Source organism: Variovorax sp. P1_H2 (assembly GCF_056405295.1).
The window spans coordinates 13,732-31,282 of sequence record NZ_JBFUCJ010000027.1 but is presented as its reverse complement, the minus strand read 5'-3'; the positions used below and the strand labels follow the sequence as shown (position 1 = coordinate 31,282).

The window sequence follows — 17,551 nt, the reverse complement described above, 5'->3', positions numbered from 1 at the left end:
GGGCGCTGATTTCGGTCGATCACAAGGAGCCCAACAGCAGCGCGCACCGCTGGCCGGCGTCGTGGCGAACTACCTCGACCTTTACCCGCTCCGGCGGGTTCTTCTTTTTGGCGACTTGCGCTTGGGCGGACCTGCCCGCAGCACAGCCTCCCAGGCCCGGCGGGCCCAGAGCGCCGCTTCGTCTCGATCCTCGAACAGCTCGGGCGGAGCTTCGTAGTAGGAGAGGCGCGCGGTCTTGCCCTGGCGCATGTATTCGAAAGGCACCAATTTCCGGGCGTCGAAGAAGGCCACCGTCTGGTCGTCCGCCTTGAGGTAGAGACGGTCGCCGATGACCAGGCCGAACATGCGGCCGTCATGAAACACGCCATGGCCACCGAACATTCGCCGCAGCGAGATCCGACCGAAACGTTCGAAGACCTCATGCAGCTCGTCGGCAAATTCACTCATGGCGCCCCGTCGGTCCGTCGTGCGCCGGGGCCGCCATCTTGGAGGAGTTCCCCATTCAGGCGCTCACGCGCCAGAGCGCAAACACCATCGCCACCAGGACCACGATGACCCCGGTGGCCAGAACCAGTCGATCGGCAAACAAGCGGCGCATCGAAACCTCCTAGACGAAGCTGTAGCGCTCCGAATGGTACTTGGCGAGCGGCACCTTCATTTCGCCGAGTGCCGCCTCGATCGCGTCCATCATCACGTTCGGGCCGCAGATGAAGTACTCGTGGTCGGCGTAGCCCGGCGGCAGATGCCGCTTGAACAACGCGGCGTCGATGTAGCCGCTCTCGCCGGTCCAGCCTTCCGGCGGCTGCGACAGCACATAGACCACGCTGAGATCGATCCGCTTCGCCAGCGCATCCAGTTCCTCGCGGAAAGTCAGCGACTCCCAGTCCTTGCCGCCATAGAGCAGGATCAGCGGCCGCCTGTCGCCGCGATCGGCCAGCGTGCGGATCATGCTCATCATCGGCGTGATGCCGATGCCGCCCGCGATCAGCACGTGCATGTCGGCCGGGTTGCCGATGGTGAAGGCGCCGTACGGCCCGTCGAGGTAGACGCGCCGGCCCACCGGCACCTTCGCGATGCCGCGGGTGAAATCGCCGAGGTTGCGGATCGTCATCTCGACGCGCCCGTCGGCCGCCTCGGCGCTCGACGAGAACGAGAACGGATGGCCGGTGATCTTGAACGGGTTGCCCCAGAGCGTCAGCCAGCCGAACTGGCCGGGCCGGAAGCGGAAGCCCGCGTGGCCCTCGGGCCGCATCACCAGCGTCGTCGTGTCGCCGCGCTCGGCCCGCACCTCGGCCACGCGGTAGGGCCGGCGCAGCATGAACAGCGGCTTCACGATGCGCACGTACAGCAGCAGCGCAATCCAGAAGATCGTCATGCCGATCCACAGCGCGCGCTTCACCGGATCGACCAGATAGAAGCCCCAGCCCACCATGTGCAGCAGGCCGCCGCCGACCGCGGCGAGCGCGAGCAGGATGTGGGTCGCGTGCCAGAACTCGTAGCTGATCTTCAGCCGCGTGCGCCAGAGCGCCATCACCACCAGGAGGACCAACGCGCCGAGCGACAGCACCGCAAAGACGGCGCCCAGCGGCACCTCGGCCAGGGAGTCGGGCATCGCCATCTTGTCCGAACCGGTGGCCAGCAGGATCGTCGGGTGCACCACCACCAGCCCGACCGCGATCAGCGAGACGCGGCGGTGGAAATGGTAGATGACGTCCTCGCCCCACGGATCGGTCACGTACCGGAAGCGCGCCGTGAGGCCGAACTGCAGGCCCATCATCGCAAGGCCGGTGTAGCCGAGCGCCACCGAGAATTCGGTCCAGAAGCCGCGGCTGGGCGGCAGCGCGCCGGTCAGCAGTGCCAGCAGCGGGGCCAGGATGAAGAGCAGGTAGATCGCGGCCCAGACGGCCTTTCGGACGGCATCGCGGGAGCTCATCGGCGTACCTCCGCGCAGCAGCGCTGCGGTATTCGCCTTGGGAGCGGCCCGGCGGCTCATGGCTCACCCCGGTTGGGTTCGCTTGGAATCAGATGCATGACGTGAGCAGCAGCGACGGACCGAGCGCGAGCACGCCGCTCGCAAAGGCAGCGAGGGTGGTCCAGACGATCGCGTCGTGCAGGAAGCTTGCGGTGTCGCCGGACCCGGGGTCGGGCGCGGCCCTGGCGAACTTGAGCCACATCCAGCCGATCACGGCCAGGTGCGCGATGAAGACCAGGACCAGGGTCCAGCGCAGCGAGGCCGCCGACCAGCCGAACGCGCAGCCGATGGCGTGGATCGCATACAGCGCCGACAGGGCGATGCACCAGACGATGAACGCGGCGGCGAGCCACCAGGCACGCCGGGGTGGGACGGTCGTCGCTGCCGCATTCATGGCCGAGCTCCCAGGACCGTCACCAGCGACGGCAGCGCGAGCACCAGGCCCAGCGCGATGACGCCCGTCACCAGCGTGTAGTCGATCCACAGCCGCGTCAGGCGCAGGTCGGTGAAGCGCCGCTGCGAGATGTAGCCGCCGCGGATGCGCTGGAAGTTGCTGATGAGAAACAGCAGCCCGACAGCGGCATGCAGGCTCACGTAGCCCAGCAGCACCGCAGCGGTGGCCCCGAGCGCGTGCGCGCGCGGATGCGGCGTGACGCCCATGATCAGCTGCACCAGCGCCGCGACGGCAGCGATCAGCGCGACAGCGACCAGGCCCATCCAGCCCGATGCCTTGCCGCCGGCCATCACCGCCTTGAGCGAGCCGCGCGCGGCCACCGCCGCGACGACCAGGCAGGCGATGGCGCCGAAGGCCAGCAGCCGGCTCGGCTCGGGCGGCGGCATCTTCTGCCAGTCGCCACCGGCCAGCCAGAGATAGAAGGTACCGAACACCAGCGACGTGAACAGCGTGCCATTGGCCACCAGGGCGCAGACCAGCGACAGCCAGGACGGCGAGCTCGCGGCCTCGGTGTGCGGCGGCACGGCAACGCCCAGCCCGACCGGCAGCGGACCATAGTCGCGCGGCAGGCCGGCGCGCCGCCCCGCGAAGACGAACAGGCCGAAGGTGACCAGCGCCAGAGCCAGCGACACCCAATAGGCCTTGAACAGGAAACCCAGCACGGCACCGCCCGTGAAGATCGCCGTGACCAGCGGCAGGTAGGTCGGGTTCGGCAGCACGATCAGCTGCTCGGCCTTGCCGCTCGTGATGTGCACGCCCAGCGCCTCCTGCCAGCCGTTGCGCGTCGAGCCCAGGTAGCCTTCGCCACGCGCCAGCGACAGCGCGAGCTCGGCCTTCGGCACACCCTCGGTCTGCGGACCGACATGCGGTATCGACGCGAAGGCATACGGCGCCGGCGGGATCGGCATCGCCCATTCGAAGGTCTGGGCCCGCCATGGATCGCGCCGGACGCGGCGCCCATGGCGCAGCTGCACCACCAGGTCGATGATCAGCAATCCGAAGCCGATGGTCATCACGAAGCTGCCCACCGAGGACAGCAGGTTGAGCCAGTTCCAGCCTTCGTCGCCACGGTAGGTGTAGACCCGCCGCGGCATGCCGAGCAGGCCGGTCAGGTGCATCATGAAGAAGGTCATGTTGAAGCCGACGAAGATCAGCCAGAACGCCGGCACCGACAGGCGCTGCACCGCGGCGCGCCCGGTCAGCAGGGGCAGCCAGTAGTAGAGCGCGGCGACCATCGGGAAGGCCAGCGCGCCGGCCACCACGTAGTGCATGTGGGCGACCACGAAATAGGTGTCGTGCGCCTGCCAGTCGAAGGGCACCATCGCGAGCATCACGCCGGTGAGCCCGCCCATCGCGAAGACGAAGAAGAAGCCGAAGACGTAGAGCATCGGCACGTCCCAGCGCGGCTTGCCGTGCGACAGCGTCGCCAGCCAGGCGAAGACCTGCACGGCCGTCGGCACCGAGACGATCGCCGAGCCGGCCGAGAAGAAGGCCAGCGCCAGATGCGGGATGCCCACCGCGAACATGTGGTGCACCCAGATGCCGAAGCTCAGGAAGGCCAGCGCGATGATGGCCACGACGATGGCCCGGTAGCCGACCAGCTTCCGGTTGGCGAAGACCGGAATGAGGGTCGACAGCACGCCTGCCATCGGCAGGAAGATGATGTAGACGTCCGGATGGCCGAACAGCCAGAACAGGTGCTGCCACAGCAGCGCGTCGCCGCCGCGCGTCGGGTCGAAGAAGGGCAGGCCGAAGGCGCGTTCGAGTTCCAGCAGGATCGAGGCCAGGATCAGCGGCGGAAAGGCGACCAGCATCATCATCGCCGTGACGAGGATGTACCAGCCGAAGATCGGCATCCGGTCGAGCGACATGCCCGGCGCGCGCATCTTCAGCACCGAGACAGTGATCTCGATGGCCAGCGACAGCGCCGAGATCTCGACGAAGGTGATGCCGAGCAGCCAGACGTCGGCATTCACGCCCGGGGTGTAGACGTTGGAGCTCAGCGGCGTGTACATGAACCAGCCGCCGTTGGGCGCCACGCCCAGGATCAGCGATACGGTCACGATCGAGGCCCCGAAGAGGTAGCACCAGTAGCCGTAGGCGGTCAGCCGGGGGAATGCGAAATCCCGCGTGCCGAGGATCTTCGGCGTCAGGTAGACCGCGAAGCTCTCCACCATCGGGATCGCGAACAGGAACAGCATCATCGACCCGTGCACCGAGAAGACCTGGTTGTAGGTCTCGGGATCGAGGAACAGCGAATGCGGCGTGGCGAGCTGCACGCGGGTCAGCATGCCCAGCAGGCCGGCGATCAGGAAGAAGGCGAAGGACGTGATGAACATCCGCAGGCCGATCACCGAATGATTGACCGCGGCCAGCCGCTGCCATCCCGGCCCGGTGGCCCAGATCTTGTTCAGCTGCCGGTGCAGCCGCAGGGCGCGGGCGCCTTCCGGCCGCGGGTCGACGGGTCCGGTCATAAGGAAACCTCCGTGCTTCGCACTGCGGTGCGAGCTTGCTCGGGGCGGCCCGTCGCGGCGCTCATTTCCTGGCCTCCGGTGCTGCAAGTGCCTGCGTCATTGCGGCGGAAAAGTCCTCCGGACGATGGACGATGACCGCGAAGCGCATGCCCGTGTGGCCGAGGCCGCAGAACTCGTCGCAGGTTCCTTCGTAGCGGCCGGGTTGATCGGCCTGGATGCGCAGCCGGTTGACCCTGCCCGGCACCGCATCGATCTTGCCGGCGAAGCGCGGCACCCAGAAGGCGTGGATCACGTCCTTGCTCGTCACGACCATGTCGACCGGCTTGCCGACCGGCAGCAGCAGCACGTTGCGGGTCTCGACGCCGCCGTGCTCGGGATAGCGAAAGGTCCAGGTCCACTGCGACGCGATCGCCTCGATGCGCTGCGGCGGCGCGCTGCCGGCGAGCGGCAACAGGCGCTCGCCGGTGACCAGGCCGTAGGCCAGCAGCGGCAGCAGCACGAAGGCCGGCAGCACCAGGCCGCCGAGCACGATCCAGCGCGTCGGCGAGACGCTCGAGCCCCAGCCCGGCCGCCTGATCACCAGGATGAAGATGCCGACGACGAGCAGGAACAGAAGGGCCGAGCCGATCAGCATCACCCACCACATCGTTGCGATCGAGGCCGCGGCCGGCCCCGAAGGATCGAGCGTCGACAGCGGTCCGCTGCAACCGGTCAATGCCGCCAACGATCCGGCTTGGAGCGATGCGCGCAAGACGCTACGATATCCGCTGATCGGCTGCCGCCGCGGCCAAGGAGAAGAACCATGGCCGACAAGGGCGACCCGACGCCACCCCAGAGCCAGGTGCTGCTGGAACTGCAGCGACTCGATGTCGGCTCGGCGGTGGCGCTGGTCGGTCATCCCTTGCACGTGATGCTGGTGCATTTCCCGGTCGCATTCGTGGTCGCGACACTCGGCGTCGATGTCTTCTACTGGTGGTCGGGCGATGTGTTCTGGCTGCGTGCAGGCCTCTGGGCGGCCGGCATGGCGTTCTGGAGCGGCGTCGCCGCCAGCCTGGTCGGCACCGGCGAGCTGCTGCTGGTGCGCGGCATCCGCCTGCACGAAGCCAGCTGGTCGCACGCCATCGCCGCGATGACGCTGGTGGCCATCGCCGGCGCCAGCTGGGGCCTGCGCCTGACCGATCCGGCCTCCGTGCTGCCGCACGGACTGGTGCTCTCGGTCCTGGCCTCGATCATGGTGGGCTTCGCCGGTTGGCACGGGGGCAAGCTGGTGTTCGATCATGGCATCGGCATCCTGGTGTCGCCGAAGGACTGATGCCACAGGCGTGAGAGCGCGCCGGGCTCGAACAGGTGGGCGGCGAACTGGTTCGAGTCGATCTGCGGCTTGGCCAGCACCACCCACAGGATGGCGACGATCAAGACCGCGTAGGTGCCTGACAGCGCGACGAACGAGAAGCGCCCGAAGGTCCCCTTGGGCGAGAACAACTGGTGCACCACCAGACCAGCCACCACGTGCAGCATGGCCATGATGCCGACCAGCACCATCTTGATCGAGAACCACTCCTCGAAGGTGGCCTGAAGGAAGATCAGCGCCGTGCCGCTGCCGATCGCGATGAAGGCCGCCGGCGAAGTCAGCTCCACATACACCAGCCGGACGATCCGGTGCAGCCGGTCGAGCTCCGCCCCCGCCTCGAGCCCGCGCCGCTGCCAGAACAGGAAGGGCAAGGCGAGCAGGCCGCCCGACCAGACCGCGATCGCGGCCAGATGGACGAACTTGAGGAAGGTCGTCACAGGGCCGCCTCGGCGGGTCGCAGGCTGGTCCAGGCGCGCCAGAGTCCGACGGCGAGATAGGGCAGCATCGCCGGCACCCACATCAGCAGGCCGGCGAGCTGCTGGTCGGCCAGCGGCGTGAAGCCCCAGGCCAGGGTGCTCGCGAAGTGCACCGGATAGAGCGGCTGCGCCGCGAAGACGATCAGGGCGCCCAGCAGCCCCATCTGCCCGATCGTCACCGCGAGCGCGACCAGCGCCAGGCCGGCTGGCGTGGCCGGCGACAGGATCGCCCGCCACAGGAGCCAGGCGCTGCCAAGCAGGGAGAGCTGCATCAGCCAATAGGCCGGAACGCTGGCCAGCCCCCAGGCATAGGGGCCCGGCGCGTGCCAGAGCCAGAGGACGACCGCGTGGGCCGCGACAAGCATCGCCAGCGGCACCGGACCGGCGCGCCGCTGCGGGAATGCCAGCGCCAGCAGCGGCGCCACGGCGCTGACGAGGATCACGTGGTGCAGCACGCGGACCGAGAAGAGCGCCGACGACAAGGCGCAAAGCGGCGAGACGAAGACCACGGCCATCAGCGCGATCGCGCCCCAGCCGGCCCGAGCGTCGGAGGTCCGGCCGCGGGCAACCCCGAAGGCCAGGGCGGCGAGCACGGCGATCAGCAGTGGATCGAGGTTCCAGCGCGTCCATGCATCGCCTGGGACCGCGGCGGCACCGCAGTAGGCGATCAACGAATTGACCATGGGCTTTCCTTCCCCGTTCTGCAGCCCCCTCGGGCTTTCGACTCCCGGAAAAATGCTAGCAGGGCCGGTGAGATTCGTCCAAGGGTTCGACTCGAATGACAAACTTGCATGGCTGTGCGCGCAAGCCGGGCAAAGATCAAGCGCCATCGCGCCGAAGCCCGACAATGTCGATGTGCCCCCTTTCAACTCCCCTCCCCCCGGTGCCGCCCCCGCCGCACATCCCTACGACCGCCTCACGCCCGACGTGGTGCTCGATGCGCTCGCGGCGCTCGACCTGCACGGCGACGGCCGCCTCACGGCGCTCAACTCCTACGAGAACCGCGTCTACCAGGTCCACCTCGAGGACCGCAGCGCGGTGGTGGTCAAGTTCTACCGGCCGGGCCGCTGGAGCGAGGCCGAGATCCTCGAGGAGCACGCCTTCGCCCTCGAGCTCGCGGCGGCCGAGGTGCCTGCCGTGGCCCCGATCGCGGTCGGCGGCCGGACGCTGCACCATCACGGCGGTTTCGCCTTCAGCGTCAGCCCCTACCGCGGCGGCCGCGCGCCCGAGCTCGACGATTTCGAGGTGCTCGAATGGATCGGCCGCTTCCTCGGCCGCATCCATGCGGTCGGTGCGCGCACGCCTTTCACGGCGCGGCCGGCGCTCGATCTCCAGACCTTCGGCATCGATTCCCGCGACTGGCTGCTCGGCCACCAGATGGTGCCGCTCGACGTTCAGCGCGAATGGGAGACCGCCTGCAACGCCGCCTTCGAGATGATCGCCGCCACCGCGCTCGGCAGCGGCCACGACGGCGACAACGACCCGGCGCTCAAGAGACTGCGGGTGCATGGCGACGTCCATCCCGGCAACATCCTCTGGACGCCGACCGACCGCCCCGGCGGCGGCCCGCACTTCGTCGACCTGGACGACGCCCGCACCGGCTTCGCGGTCCAGGATCTGTGGATGCTGCTCTCGGGCGACCGCGCCCAGCAGACCGGGCAGCTGAGCGGCCTGCTCGACGGCTACGAGCAGTTCCGCGACTTCGATCGCCGCGAGCTGGCGCTGGTCGAGCCGCTGCGCACGCTGCGCCTGATCCACTACAGCGCCTGGCTGGCGCGGCGCTGGGAAGATCCGATCTTCCCGATCAACTTCCCGTGGTTCGGCTCGAGCGACTACTGGAAAGGCCAGATCCAGATGCTGCAGGACCAGTGCGAGGCCATGGCCGAGGAGCCGCTCTACGCCTGATCACGCCCGATCGTCGGGCGGCGGCGTGTCGGCTCGCACGGCGCGGAGGAAGCCCTGCACCACCGCGTTCTCGGGCCCGTCGCGCCAGACGCAATAGGCATCCGAGCCGGGCACTTCTTCCTCGAGCGGCCGGAACACCGCCCCGCGCAGCGCGGCGCGCCGCAATGCACTCGGCACCAACGCCACGCCCATCCCCTGCGAAACCAGGGAAACGACCGAGAGCCAGTGGCGCACCTCGTGGCGCACCTCGGGCCGGAAGCCGGCACCGGCGCAGATCGCGAGGATGCGCTCGTGGTAGTCCGGCGAAGCGCTGCGCGAGAACAGCACGAAGGGCTCGTCGCGAAGGCTCGCGGCGGCCACCGTGCGCCTGCGCGCCAGCCGATGGCCGACCGGCAGGCAGGCGACGAACGGCTCCGACACCAGCAGCGCATGGCGCAGCTCCGGGGGCATGCGGCTGGTGTGGACGAAGCCGACGTCGAGCCGGTCGTGCAGCAGCTCGGTGATCTGCTCGCCTGAGTTGAGCTCGGCCAGCGCGACGCGCACCGCCGGATGCCTGGCCTGGAACTTGGCCAGCGCCTGCGGCAATCCGCGATAGAGCATGGCGCCGACGAAGCCGATCCGCAGCCGGCCCGCCGAGCCCCGCGCAACGTCGTGCGCCTCCAGCGCGGCCTCCTCCGCCTGGCGCAGCAGCAGCCGGGCCGAAGCCTGCAGCGCCTGGCCGGCCGGCGTCAGCCGCACTTCCTTGCTGTTGCGATCGAACAGCCGCGCGCCGACCGATTCCTCCAGCTGCCGGATGGCGACGCTCAGCGGCGGCTGCGAAATCGCCAGCCGGCGCGCCGCCCGGCCGAAATGAAGTTCCTCGGCCAGCACGACGAAATAACGCAGGTGACGCAGTTCCATGCGGGCCAGTTTTTCACAATAGGTAAATMAAATCAATCAAGACATATCTGATATTGGACAAGCATCGTCGAGCGCGGAAAGATGCGACCGACAAGGAGACGAGACATGTCCAGCACCCCCGCAACCCGCGTTGACTCCCCCGTCCACCCGGTGCCCGACCGCCACGGGCAGAACCTGTTCACCACCGACACCGAGCTGCAGCAGATGCTCGCGCTCTACCTGCCGCCCGCGCTGCTGCAGCACATGCGCCCGCACTTCGAGCGGCTGGGCGCCCTGGCCGGCGGCCGGCTCGACGAGCTGGCGCAGACCGCAGACAAGAACCCACCGACGCTGTCGCTGCGCACCCGCACCGGCATCGACCAGCAGAAGGTGACCAAGCACCCGGCCTACGTCGAGATGGAGCGCCTCGCGCTCAGCGAGTTCGGGCTGGCCGCGATGTCGCACCGCGACGAGACGCTGGGCTGGAAGGGCAAGATGCCGCCCCTGGTCAAGTACGTGCTGACCTACCTCTTCGTGCAGGCCGAGTTCGGCCTGTGCTGCCCGGTCTCGATGACCGACTCGCTGGCCCGCACGCTGAAGAAGTTCGGCAGCCCCGAACTGGTGAAGCGCTTCCTGCCGCGCTTCCAGTCGCTGGATTTCGACACCCTGGCCCAGGGCGCGATGTTCATGACCGAGCAGGCGGCGGGTTCCGACATCGCCGCGACCCTCACCCTGGCTCGCAAGGACGAGGCCGGCCAATGGCGCCTCGAAGGCGACAAGTGGTTCTGCTCCAATCCCGACGCCGACTTCGCGATGGTGCTGGCGCGCGCCGACGACGCGCCGGCCGGCATGAAGGGCGTCTCGCTGTTCCTGCTGCCGAAGCAGCTCGAGGACGGCAGCGCCAACCACTACCGCATCCTGCGCCTCAAGGACAAGCTCGGCACCCGCTCGATGGCCAGCGGCGAGATCCGGCTCGAAGGCGCGGTGGCCTACCTGGTGGGCGAGGAAGGCCGCGGCTTCCAGCAGATGGCCGACATGGTCAACAACTCGCGCTTGTCGAACGGCGTGCGCGCCGCCGGCCTGATGCGCCGCGCGGTCGCAGAGGCCGAATACATCGCCAGCGAACGCCGTGCCTTCGGCCGCCGGCTGGCCGACATGCCGCTGATGCAGCGGCAGCTGCACAAGCTCAGGCTGCCGGCCGAGCAGGCCCGCAGCATGGTGTTCCAGACCGCACTGGCGCTGGCGCGCTCGGACGGCGGCGAAGAAGGCGCCTACGCGCTGCTGCGCATCCTGACGCCGCTCATCAAGTTCCGCGCCTGCCGCGACGCCCGCAAGGTCACCGGCGATGCGATGGAAGTGCGCGGCGGCTGCGGCTACATCGAGGAATGGAGCGACCCGCGGCTGGTGCGCGACGCCCACCTGGGCTCGATCTGGGAAGGCACCAGCAACATCGTCGCCCTCGACGTCATCCGCGCCATCAAGCGCGAGGGATCGCTGCCTGCGCTGCAGGCGCACTTCGGCGCGCTGCTGGACGACACCGCGGTGGCGCCGGCCTTCGCGCAGGCGCTGCGCGATGCGCTGGCGCGCGCGGCGGCACTGGCCGCGACCGCGGCGCACGAGGGTGGCGACGTCCTGGCGCGCCAGGCGGCCTCGGCCCTCTATCACACCTGCAGCGCGATCGCGATGGCCTGGGAAGGCGCGCGCAGCGGGTCCGCGCAGCGCGTCCAGTGGGCGCAGGGCGTGCTGCTGCACCGCGTGCTGCCGCGCGATCCGCTGGCGCCGGATGCCGTGCCGGCGTCATGGCACAGCACGGCGATCGAAAAGCACGTCGCCACCGCCTGACCCCACACAACAACGATCCAGGAGACAACGTGAAACTGCTCAAGACCCTCATCCTCGCCGCCGGCGTCACGGCCCTGCCGGTGCTGCCTCTGCTGTCGACGGCCCATGCCCAGGCCTTCCCGACCAAGCCGATCTCGCTGATCATCCCGTTCCCGCCGGGCGGGCCCACCGACGCCATGGCGCGCACCCTGGCGGCCGAGATCAAGGGCAACCTGGGCCAGCCCGTGATCGTCGAGAACCGGGCCGGTGCCGGCGGCAACATCGGCGCCGACTTCGTGGCCCGCGCGCCGGCCGACGGCCACACGCTGCTGTTCGGCACCTCGGGGCCGCTGGCCATCAATTCGAGCCTCTATCGCAAGATCAGCTACGACCCGACCACGAGCTTCGCGCCGGTGATCCAGGTCGGGCACCTGCCCAACATCCTGGTGGTGAACCCCGCGGTGCCCGCGAAGGACGTGCGCGAGCTGATCGCCTATGCCAAGGCCAACCCGGGCAAGCTGAGCTACGCCTCGTCGGGCAACGGCGCCTCGTCGCACCTGGCGGGCGTGCTGTTCAACGGCATCGCCGGCACCGACCTGCAGCACGTGCCCTACAAGGGCACCGGCCCGGCGCTCAACGACCTGCTGGGCGGCCAGGTGTCGATGAGCTTCACCGACGTGCTCACCGCGCTGCCCTACGTCAAGGCCGGCAAGCTGCGGGCGCTCGGCATCGCCACCGCACAGCGCTCGCAGGCCCTGCCCGATCTGCCGACGCTGGCCGAACAGGGCGTGACGGGCTACGACGTCAGCGTCTTCTTCGGCATCGTGGCGCCGGCCGGCACCCCGCCGGAGACCATCGCGAAGCTCAACAAGGCCTTCGCCGACGCCTTGGCGACGCCGAAGGTGAAGCAGCTGTTCGCCTCGCAAGGCCTGGAGCCGGCCGCGGACGGCTCGCCGCAGCAGCTCGGACGCTTCATCGCGTCGGAGACCGCCAAGTGGAAGGACGTGGTCAAGAAGTCCGGCGCGCAGCTCGACTGATCCCGAGGAGCGACACATGACCTCCATCGTCAACACCGGCGCACTGGCCGGCATCCGCGTGCTCGACATCTCGCGCATCCTCGGCGGCCCCTATTGCGGCCAGATCCTCGGCGACCACGGCGCCGACGTGCTCAAGGTCGAGCCGCCGCAGGGCGACGACACACGCACCTGGGGCCCGCCCTTCAAGGACGGGGTCGCTTCGTACTACCACGGCCTGAACCGCAACAAGCGCACCATGGCGCTCGATCTCGGCAGCGACGAAGGACGCGAGGCGCTGCTGGCGCTGGTGGCCGAGGCCGACGTGCTGATCGAGAACTTCAAGACCGGCACGATGGAGCGCTGGGGCCTCGGCTACGACGCGCTGTCGACGCGCTTCCCGCGGCTGATCTGGTGCCGCGTGTCGGGCTTCGGCGCCGACGGGCCGCTCGGCGCCCTGCCGGGCTACGACGCCGCGGTGCAGGCCATGACCGGCATCATGAGCATCAACGGCGAGTCCGACGGCGGACCGCTGCGCGTCGGGCTGCCGGTGGTCGACATGGTGACCGGGCTCAACGCCGTGATCGGCGTGCTGCTCGCGCTGCAGGAGCGCAACCGCAGCGGGCTCGGCCAGTTCGTCGAGGCGGCGCTGTACGACAGCGGCCTGTCGCTGCTGCATCCGCATGCGGCCAACTGGTTCCTCGACGGCCGGGCGCCGCGCCGCACCGGCAACGCGCACCCGAACATCTATCCGTACGATGCGCTCAAGACCGGCACCGACCCGATCTTCCTGGCGGTCGGCAACGACCGCCAGTTCGCGAGCTTCTGCCGCACGATCGGGCTGCCCGAGCTCAGCGACGACCCGCTCTACCGCGACGCCGGTTCGCGCTCGGTGAACCGCGATGGCCTGAAGCAGCGGCTCGAGGCCCAGCTGGCGGCCTTCGACGGTCGCCAGCTGGTCGACCAACTGATGGCCGCGGGCGTGCCGGCCGCACCGGTGCTGGCGGTCGACGCCGCGCTCGAACATCCGCACACGAAGCACCGCCAGATGGTGGTCGAGATGGAAGGCGGCTACCGCGGCATCGGCGCGCCGGTGAAGCTGAGCCGGACACCGGCGAGCTACCGGCATGCGCCGCTGACGCCGGGCACGTGCTTCGAGCCCGACGCCGAACCGCCGCACTGACGATTCCTCGAAGTCGGCCGGCCTGCTTCAGGCCAGCAACTGCTCGGTGATGAGCCGCCAGTGCGGCGCCTCGACCGGCGTGATCGACAGCCGGTTGCCCTTGCGCAGCACCAGCATGTCGGCCAGCGCCGGCGTGGCGCGCAGTTCCGGCAACGACAGCAGCCGTGTCTTGCGCAGCGCCTGCACGTCCAGCAGCAGCCAGCGCGGCTGCTCGGGCCTGGACGCCGCGTCGAAGTAGGGCGAGGCCGGGTCGAACTGCGTCGGGTCCGGCCGGGTGCCCGAGGCCACGCGCGCGATGCCGACGATGCCGGGCTCGGGGCAGCTGGAGTGATAGAACAGCACGCCGTCGCCGACCTCCATCGCATCGCGCATGAAGTTGCGCGCCTGGTAGCTGCGCACGCCGGTCCAGGGCACGGTCGCCTTCGGGGCGGCCAGTGCATCGTCGATCGAGCACTCGTCGGGCTCGGACTTCATCAACCAGTAGCTCGGCATGGCAGCGTCGCGCGGCGCGCGCCTCAGACCAGCAGGGCGTTGACCCGGCGCACGTAGGCGGCGGGGTCGGCCGGCAGGCCGCCTTCGGCCAGCAGCGCCTGATCGAACAGGATGTTGGCCAGATCGTCGAAGTGCGCCGACCCCTCCAGCTTCCTGACCAGCGGATGCTCGGCGTTGACCTCGAGCACCGGTTTCAGGTCGGGGGCGGGCTGGCCGGCCTGCTTGAGCATGCGCGCGAGCTGGGTGCTCATGCCGCCGTCCTGCACCACCAGGCAGGCCGGCGAATCGACCAGGCGGGTGGTCACGCGCACGTCCTCGGCCTTGTCCTTGAGGGCCTCCTTGAGCCGCTCGAGCAAGGGCTTGAAAGACTCGGCCGCTTCTTCGGCCGCCTTCTTCTCGGCCTCGTCCTGCAGCTTGCCCAGGTCGACCGCGCCCTTGGCCACGCTCTGCAGCGGCGTGCCGTCGAACTCCGTCAGGTAGTTCAGCGCCCACTCGTCGACGCGGTCGGTCATCAGCAGCACCTCGATGCCCTTCTTCTTGAAGATCTCGAGCTGCGGGCTGTTCCTGGCGCCGGCCAGCGTGTCGGCCGTGATGTAGTAGATCGCGTCCTGGCCGTCCTTCATGCGCGACTTGTAGTCGGCGAAGCTCACGCTGACCGTGTCGCTGGTGCTCGACGCGAAGCGCAGCAGCTTCGCGATGCGCTCGCGGTTGCCGAAGTCCTCGCCCAGGCCTTCCTTGAGCACCGAGCCGAACTCGGCATAGAAGCTGGCGTACTTGCCCGATTCGTCGGCGTACTCGGCCGCGGCTTCGGCGGCGGGCATGCTGTCGGCAGCCTTCTTGTCGACCACGTCGGTGACGCCTTCGGTCGGCTCGGGTGCCGGCACGGATTCACCGGAACCGACGTCGATCTTGCCTTCGATGCTGTCGACGGCGGTCTTCTGCTTCTTCGCCAGGTCCTCCAGCATGCCGAGCACGCGCTTGGTGCTGCCTTCGCGGATCGCCTTGACGTCGCGGCTTTCCTGCAGCAGCTCGCGGCTGACGTTGAGCGGCAGGTCGGCCGAGTCGATCACGCCCTTGACGAAGCGCAGGTAGCTCGGCAGCAGCGCCTCGGCGTCGTCCATGATGAAGACGCGCTTGACGTAGAGCTTGACGCCGGCACCCTTGTCCCGGTTCCACAGGTCCATCGGCGCCTTGGCCGGAATGTAGAGCAGCTGCGTGTATTCGGTGTTGCCCTCGACCCGGTTGTGGCTCCAGGCCAGCGGCGCCTCGAAGTCGTGGCTGATGTTCTTGTAGAAATCGACGTACTGCTCGTCGCTGATGTCCTTCTTCGGCCGGCTCCAGAGCGCGTTGGCCTTGTTGACCGGCTCCCACTCGCCGGTCTTGGCCATCGCGCCGCCCTTGTTGTCCTCGCCCTCCTTCCACTCTTCCTTCTCCATCAGGATCGGCAGCGAGATGTGGTCGGAGTACTTGCCGATGATCGACTTGAGCTTCCAGGCGTTGAGGTATTCCCCGGCGTCTTCGCGCAGGTGCAGGGTCACGCTGGTGCCGCGCTGCGGCCGCGCGATGCTGTCGACCTCGAAGTCGCCGGCGCCGCTGCTGACCCAGCGCACGCCCTCCTCGGCCGGCAGGCCGGCGCGGCGCGATTCGACGGTGATCTTGTCGGCCACGATGAAGCCCGAATAGAAGCCGACGCCGAACTGGCCGATCAGCTGCGCATCGGCCTTCTGGTCGCCCGAGAGCCGGCTCATGAACTCCCTGGTGCCGCTCTTGGCGATGGTGCCGAGGTGGTCGATGGCTTCCTGCTGGCTCATGCCGATGCCGCTGTCGGTGATGGTCAGGGTCTTGGCTTCGGCGTCGAAGGCGACGCGCACCTCGAGCTGGGGCTGGTCCTCGAACAGCGCCGGCTGGTCGATGGCTTCGAAGCGAAGCTTGTCGCAGGCATCCGAGGCGTTCGAGATCAGCTCGCGCAGGAAGATTTCCTTGTTCGAGTAGAGCGAATGCGTCACCAGGTGCAGCAGCTGGGCGACTTCGGCCTGGAACGGGAGTTTGGTCTTGGAAAGGGTCATGGCGCAGTGGCAATCAAAATGAAAACGGCTCGCCTTCGGCGAACCGGCAACTTTACAAGAGCTGGGGCAGCTTGACCGATTCGCAAGGGCGAGTCGGTTTCAAAGGCTTACAAGGCCTCAGGCCGGCGCCGGGCCGCCCCAAGGCGGCCTGCGGCCCCCTCGGGGGGCAGCGAGTACACGAAGTGAGGGAGCGTGGGGGTCAGCTAGGCCGGCGCCGGGCCGCCCCAAGGCGGCCTGCGGCCCCCCCGGGGGGCAGCGACCCACACGGAGTGGGGGAGCGTGGGGGCCAGCCAGGCCGGCGCCGGGCCGCCCCAAGGCGGCCTGCGGCCCCCTCGGGGGGCAGCAACCCACACGCAGTGGGGGAGCGTGGGGGCTCAGCGCGGCTGCGACTCCACTTCGCGCGTCCAGCGATCGATCAGCCGCTTGCGCTCGGCCGCCTGGCCGTATTTCTCGAAGTCGTACTTGATCAGCTTGACGCCGTCCATCGACGGGATCCGCGGGTCGGGCTTGAAGGTCCGGTTGGCCGGCGACTGCAGGCTCCCCGCCTGGGCGCCGATCGCCTGCCCGGCCGGGCTCATGAGCCAGTCGTAGTAGCGCTGCGCGTTGGCCCGGTTGCGGGCCCCCTTCACCAGCGCGATGCCGCCGATCTCGTAGCCGGTGCCCTCGCACGGCGCCACCGCCTTGACCGGGTACTTGTCATGGCGCCACTTGTCGAAGCCGAAGATGAAACTGATGCCGACCGCCACCTCGCCCTTGGCCACGTTGGGCGCCTGGGCCTGGCCGCTGCGGGTGTAGGTGTTGGTGTTGCGGTGCAGCTTCTTCAGATAGTCGAAGGCGGCGTCCTCGCCCATCAGCTGCACCAGGCCGGCGACGATGGTGTAGCCGGTGCCGCTGGTGGCCGGGTGCGACATCTCGACCTCGCCCTTGTACTCGGGCTTGACCAGGTCGGCCCAGCAGCGCGGCTCGGGCAGATGTTTCTTCTTCAGCACCTCGGTGTTGAAGCCGAAGCCCATGGCGCTGGTGTAGAAGCCGCCGACCCGGTTGCCCGACATCGCGTACTGCCGCACCGACCAGTCGTACAGGTCGTTGATGTAGGCCGGGCGGTAGGGTTCGAGCAGGCCCTCCTCGGCCGCCTGCAGGAACGGATCCCCGGTGCCGCCCCACCAGATGTCGGTCTTCGGATTGGCGGCCTCGGCGCGCAACTGGGCGCCGATCTCGCCGGTGCCCTTGTGCGCCTGCAGCACCCGGATGCCGGTGGCGCGGCTGAACTCGGCCGCCGCGGCCTCGCACCAGCCGGCGTCGGTGCTGCAGAGCGCGTTGACCGTCCCCTGCGCGCCGGCGCCGGTCGCCGCCAGGAGCCCCAGGAGTGCACTGAGGAAGGCGGCGTATCTGGAACGGAAGTGGCGCATGGCGGATCCCGGGTTTCGCGAAGGAAACCGCAGGATAGCGCCTGGCGCCGCCCCCT

16 protein-coding genes are annotated in these 17,551 nt (G+C 69.0%); 5 read left to right on the top strand and 11 right to left on the bottom strand.

The window, feature by feature from the left end; genetic code table 11:
• Positions 1-81: 81 nt before the first annotated feature.
• The 5 genes from AC1D2E_RS12140 to coxB all read right to left on the bottom strand — a co-directional run bounded on the left by AC1D2E_RS12140 (position 82) and on the right by coxB (position 5,651).
• On the bottom strand, positions 82-447 hold the full coding sequence (locus tag AC1D2E_RS12140; protein ID WP_478197636.1) for a TfoX/Sxy family protein: 366 nt from the start codon (positions 445-447) through the stop codon (positions 82-84).
• 160 nt (positions 448-607) lie between these two features.
• Positions 608-1,933 (bottom strand): ferredoxin reductase family protein, encoded by a 1,326-nt coding sequence (locus AC1D2E_RS12135; RefSeq protein WP_478197635.1) that lies wholly within the window; start codon positions 1,931-1,933, stop codon positions 608-610.
• Between the two features lie 88 nt (positions 1,934-2,021).
• Positions 2,022-2,366: a hypothetical protein gene (locus tag AC1D2E_RS12130; RefSeq protein WP_478197634.1), complete on the bottom strand. Its 345-nt coding sequence runs from the start codon at positions 2,364-2,366 to the stop codon at positions 2,022-2,024.
• Positions 2,363-4,900 (bottom strand): cytochrome c oxidase subunit I, encoded by a 2,538-nt coding sequence (ctaD, locus tag AC1D2E_RS12125; RefSeq protein WP_478197633.1) that lies wholly within the window; start codon positions 4,898-4,900, stop codon positions 2,363-2,365. Before ctaD ends, AC1D2E_RS12130 begins: the two co-directional genes overlap by 4 nt.
• Before the next feature lie 61 nt (positions 4,901-4,961).
• Positions 4,962-5,651, bottom strand: a complete 690-nt coding sequence (gene coxB / locus AC1D2E_RS12120; protein ID WP_478197632.1) for a cytochrome c oxidase subunit II — start codon at positions 5,649-5,651, stop codon at positions 4,962-4,964.
• A 51-nt stretch (positions 5,652-5,702) separates the two neighbouring features.
• Between coxB and AC1D2E_RS12115 the strand changes: the two genes are divergently transcribed.
• Positions 5,703-6,212, top strand: a complete 510-nt coding sequence (locus AC1D2E_RS12115; protein WP_478170925.1) for a DUF2231 domain-containing protein — start codon at positions 5,703-5,705, stop codon at positions 6,210-6,212.
• On the opposite strand, the gene AC1D2E_RS12110 is transcribed toward AC1D2E_RS12115, so the two are convergent.
• Both AC1D2E_RS12110 and AC1D2E_RS12105 read right to left on the bottom strand, forming a co-directional pair.
• Entirely contained in the window at positions 6,176-6,688 is a 513-nt protein-coding gene (locus tag AC1D2E_RS12110; protein WP_478197631.1) for a CopD family protein, read from the bottom strand. The genes AC1D2E_RS12115 and AC1D2E_RS12110 overlap by 37 nt on opposite strands.
• Positions 6,685-7,410, bottom strand: coding sequence for a cytochrome c oxidase assembly protein (locus tag AC1D2E_RS12105; protein WP_478197630.1), 726 nt, complete (start codon positions 7,408-7,410; stop codon positions 6,685-6,687). The genes AC1D2E_RS12110 and AC1D2E_RS12105 overlap by 4 nt, the downstream gene beginning before the upstream one ends.
• Before the next feature lie 172 nt (positions 7,411-7,582).
• On the opposite strand from AC1D2E_RS12105, the gene AC1D2E_RS12100 reads away from it, so the two are divergent.
• A complete protein-coding gene (locus AC1D2E_RS12100) occupies positions 7,583-8,632 on the top strand; it encodes a serine/threonine protein kinase (RefSeq protein WP_478197629.1) in 1,050 nt (349 codons plus the stop codon).
• On the opposite strand, the gene AC1D2E_RS12095 is transcribed toward AC1D2E_RS12100, so the two are convergent.
• Positions 8,633-9,532, bottom strand: a complete 900-nt coding sequence (locus tag AC1D2E_RS12095) for a LysR family transcriptional regulator (protein WP_478197628.1) — start codon at positions 9,530-9,532, stop codon at positions 8,633-8,635.
• A 105-nt stretch (positions 9,533-9,637) separates the two neighbouring features.
• Between AC1D2E_RS12095 and AC1D2E_RS12090 the strand changes: the two genes are divergently transcribed.
• The 3 genes from AC1D2E_RS12090 (at position 9,638) to AC1D2E_RS12080 (ending at position 13,528) form a co-directional block, all read left to right on the top strand.
• On the top strand, positions 9,638-11,353 hold the full coding sequence (locus AC1D2E_RS12090; RefSeq protein ID WP_478197627.1) for an acyl-CoA dehydrogenase family protein: 1,716 nt from the start codon (positions 9,638-9,640) through the stop codon (positions 11,351-11,353).
• A gap of 74 nt (positions 11,354-11,427) precedes the next feature.
• Positions 11,428-12,369, top strand: coding sequence for a Bug family tripartite tricarboxylate transporter substrate binding protein (locus tag AC1D2E_RS12085; protein ID WP_478197662.1), 942 nt, complete (start codon positions 11,428-11,430; stop codon positions 12,367-12,369).
• Between the two features lie 16 nt (positions 12,370-12,385).
• Positions 12,386-13,528 (top strand): CaiB/BaiF CoA transferase family protein, encoded by a 1,143-nt coding sequence (locus AC1D2E_RS12080; protein WP_478197626.1) that lies wholly within the window; start codon positions 12,386-12,388, stop codon positions 13,526-13,528.
• A gap of 27 nt (positions 13,529-13,555) precedes the next feature.
• On the opposite strand, the gene AC1D2E_RS12075 is transcribed toward AC1D2E_RS12080, so the two are convergent.
• The 3 genes from AC1D2E_RS12075 to AC1D2E_RS12065 all read right to left on the bottom strand — a co-directional run bounded on the left by AC1D2E_RS12075 (position 13,556) and on the right by AC1D2E_RS12065 (position 17,495).
• Positions 13,556-14,020: an EVE domain-containing protein gene (locus AC1D2E_RS12075; RefSeq protein WP_478170918.1), complete on the bottom strand. Its 465-nt coding sequence runs from the start codon at positions 14,018-14,020 to the stop codon at positions 13,556-13,558.
• 23 nt (positions 14,021-14,043) lie between these two features.
• Positions 14,044-16,086: a molecular chaperone HtpG gene (gene htpG, locus AC1D2E_RS12070; RefSeq protein ID WP_478197625.1), complete on the bottom strand. Its 2,043-nt coding sequence runs from the start codon at positions 16,084-16,086 to the stop codon at positions 14,044-14,046.
• Positions 16,087-16,460: 374 nt separating this feature from the next.
• On the bottom strand, positions 16,461-17,495 hold the full coding sequence (locus AC1D2E_RS12065; protein ID WP_478197624.1) for an ABC transporter substrate-binding protein: 1,035 nt from the start codon (positions 17,493-17,495) through the stop codon (positions 16,461-16,463).
• Positions 17,496-17,551 lie beyond the last annotated feature (56 nt).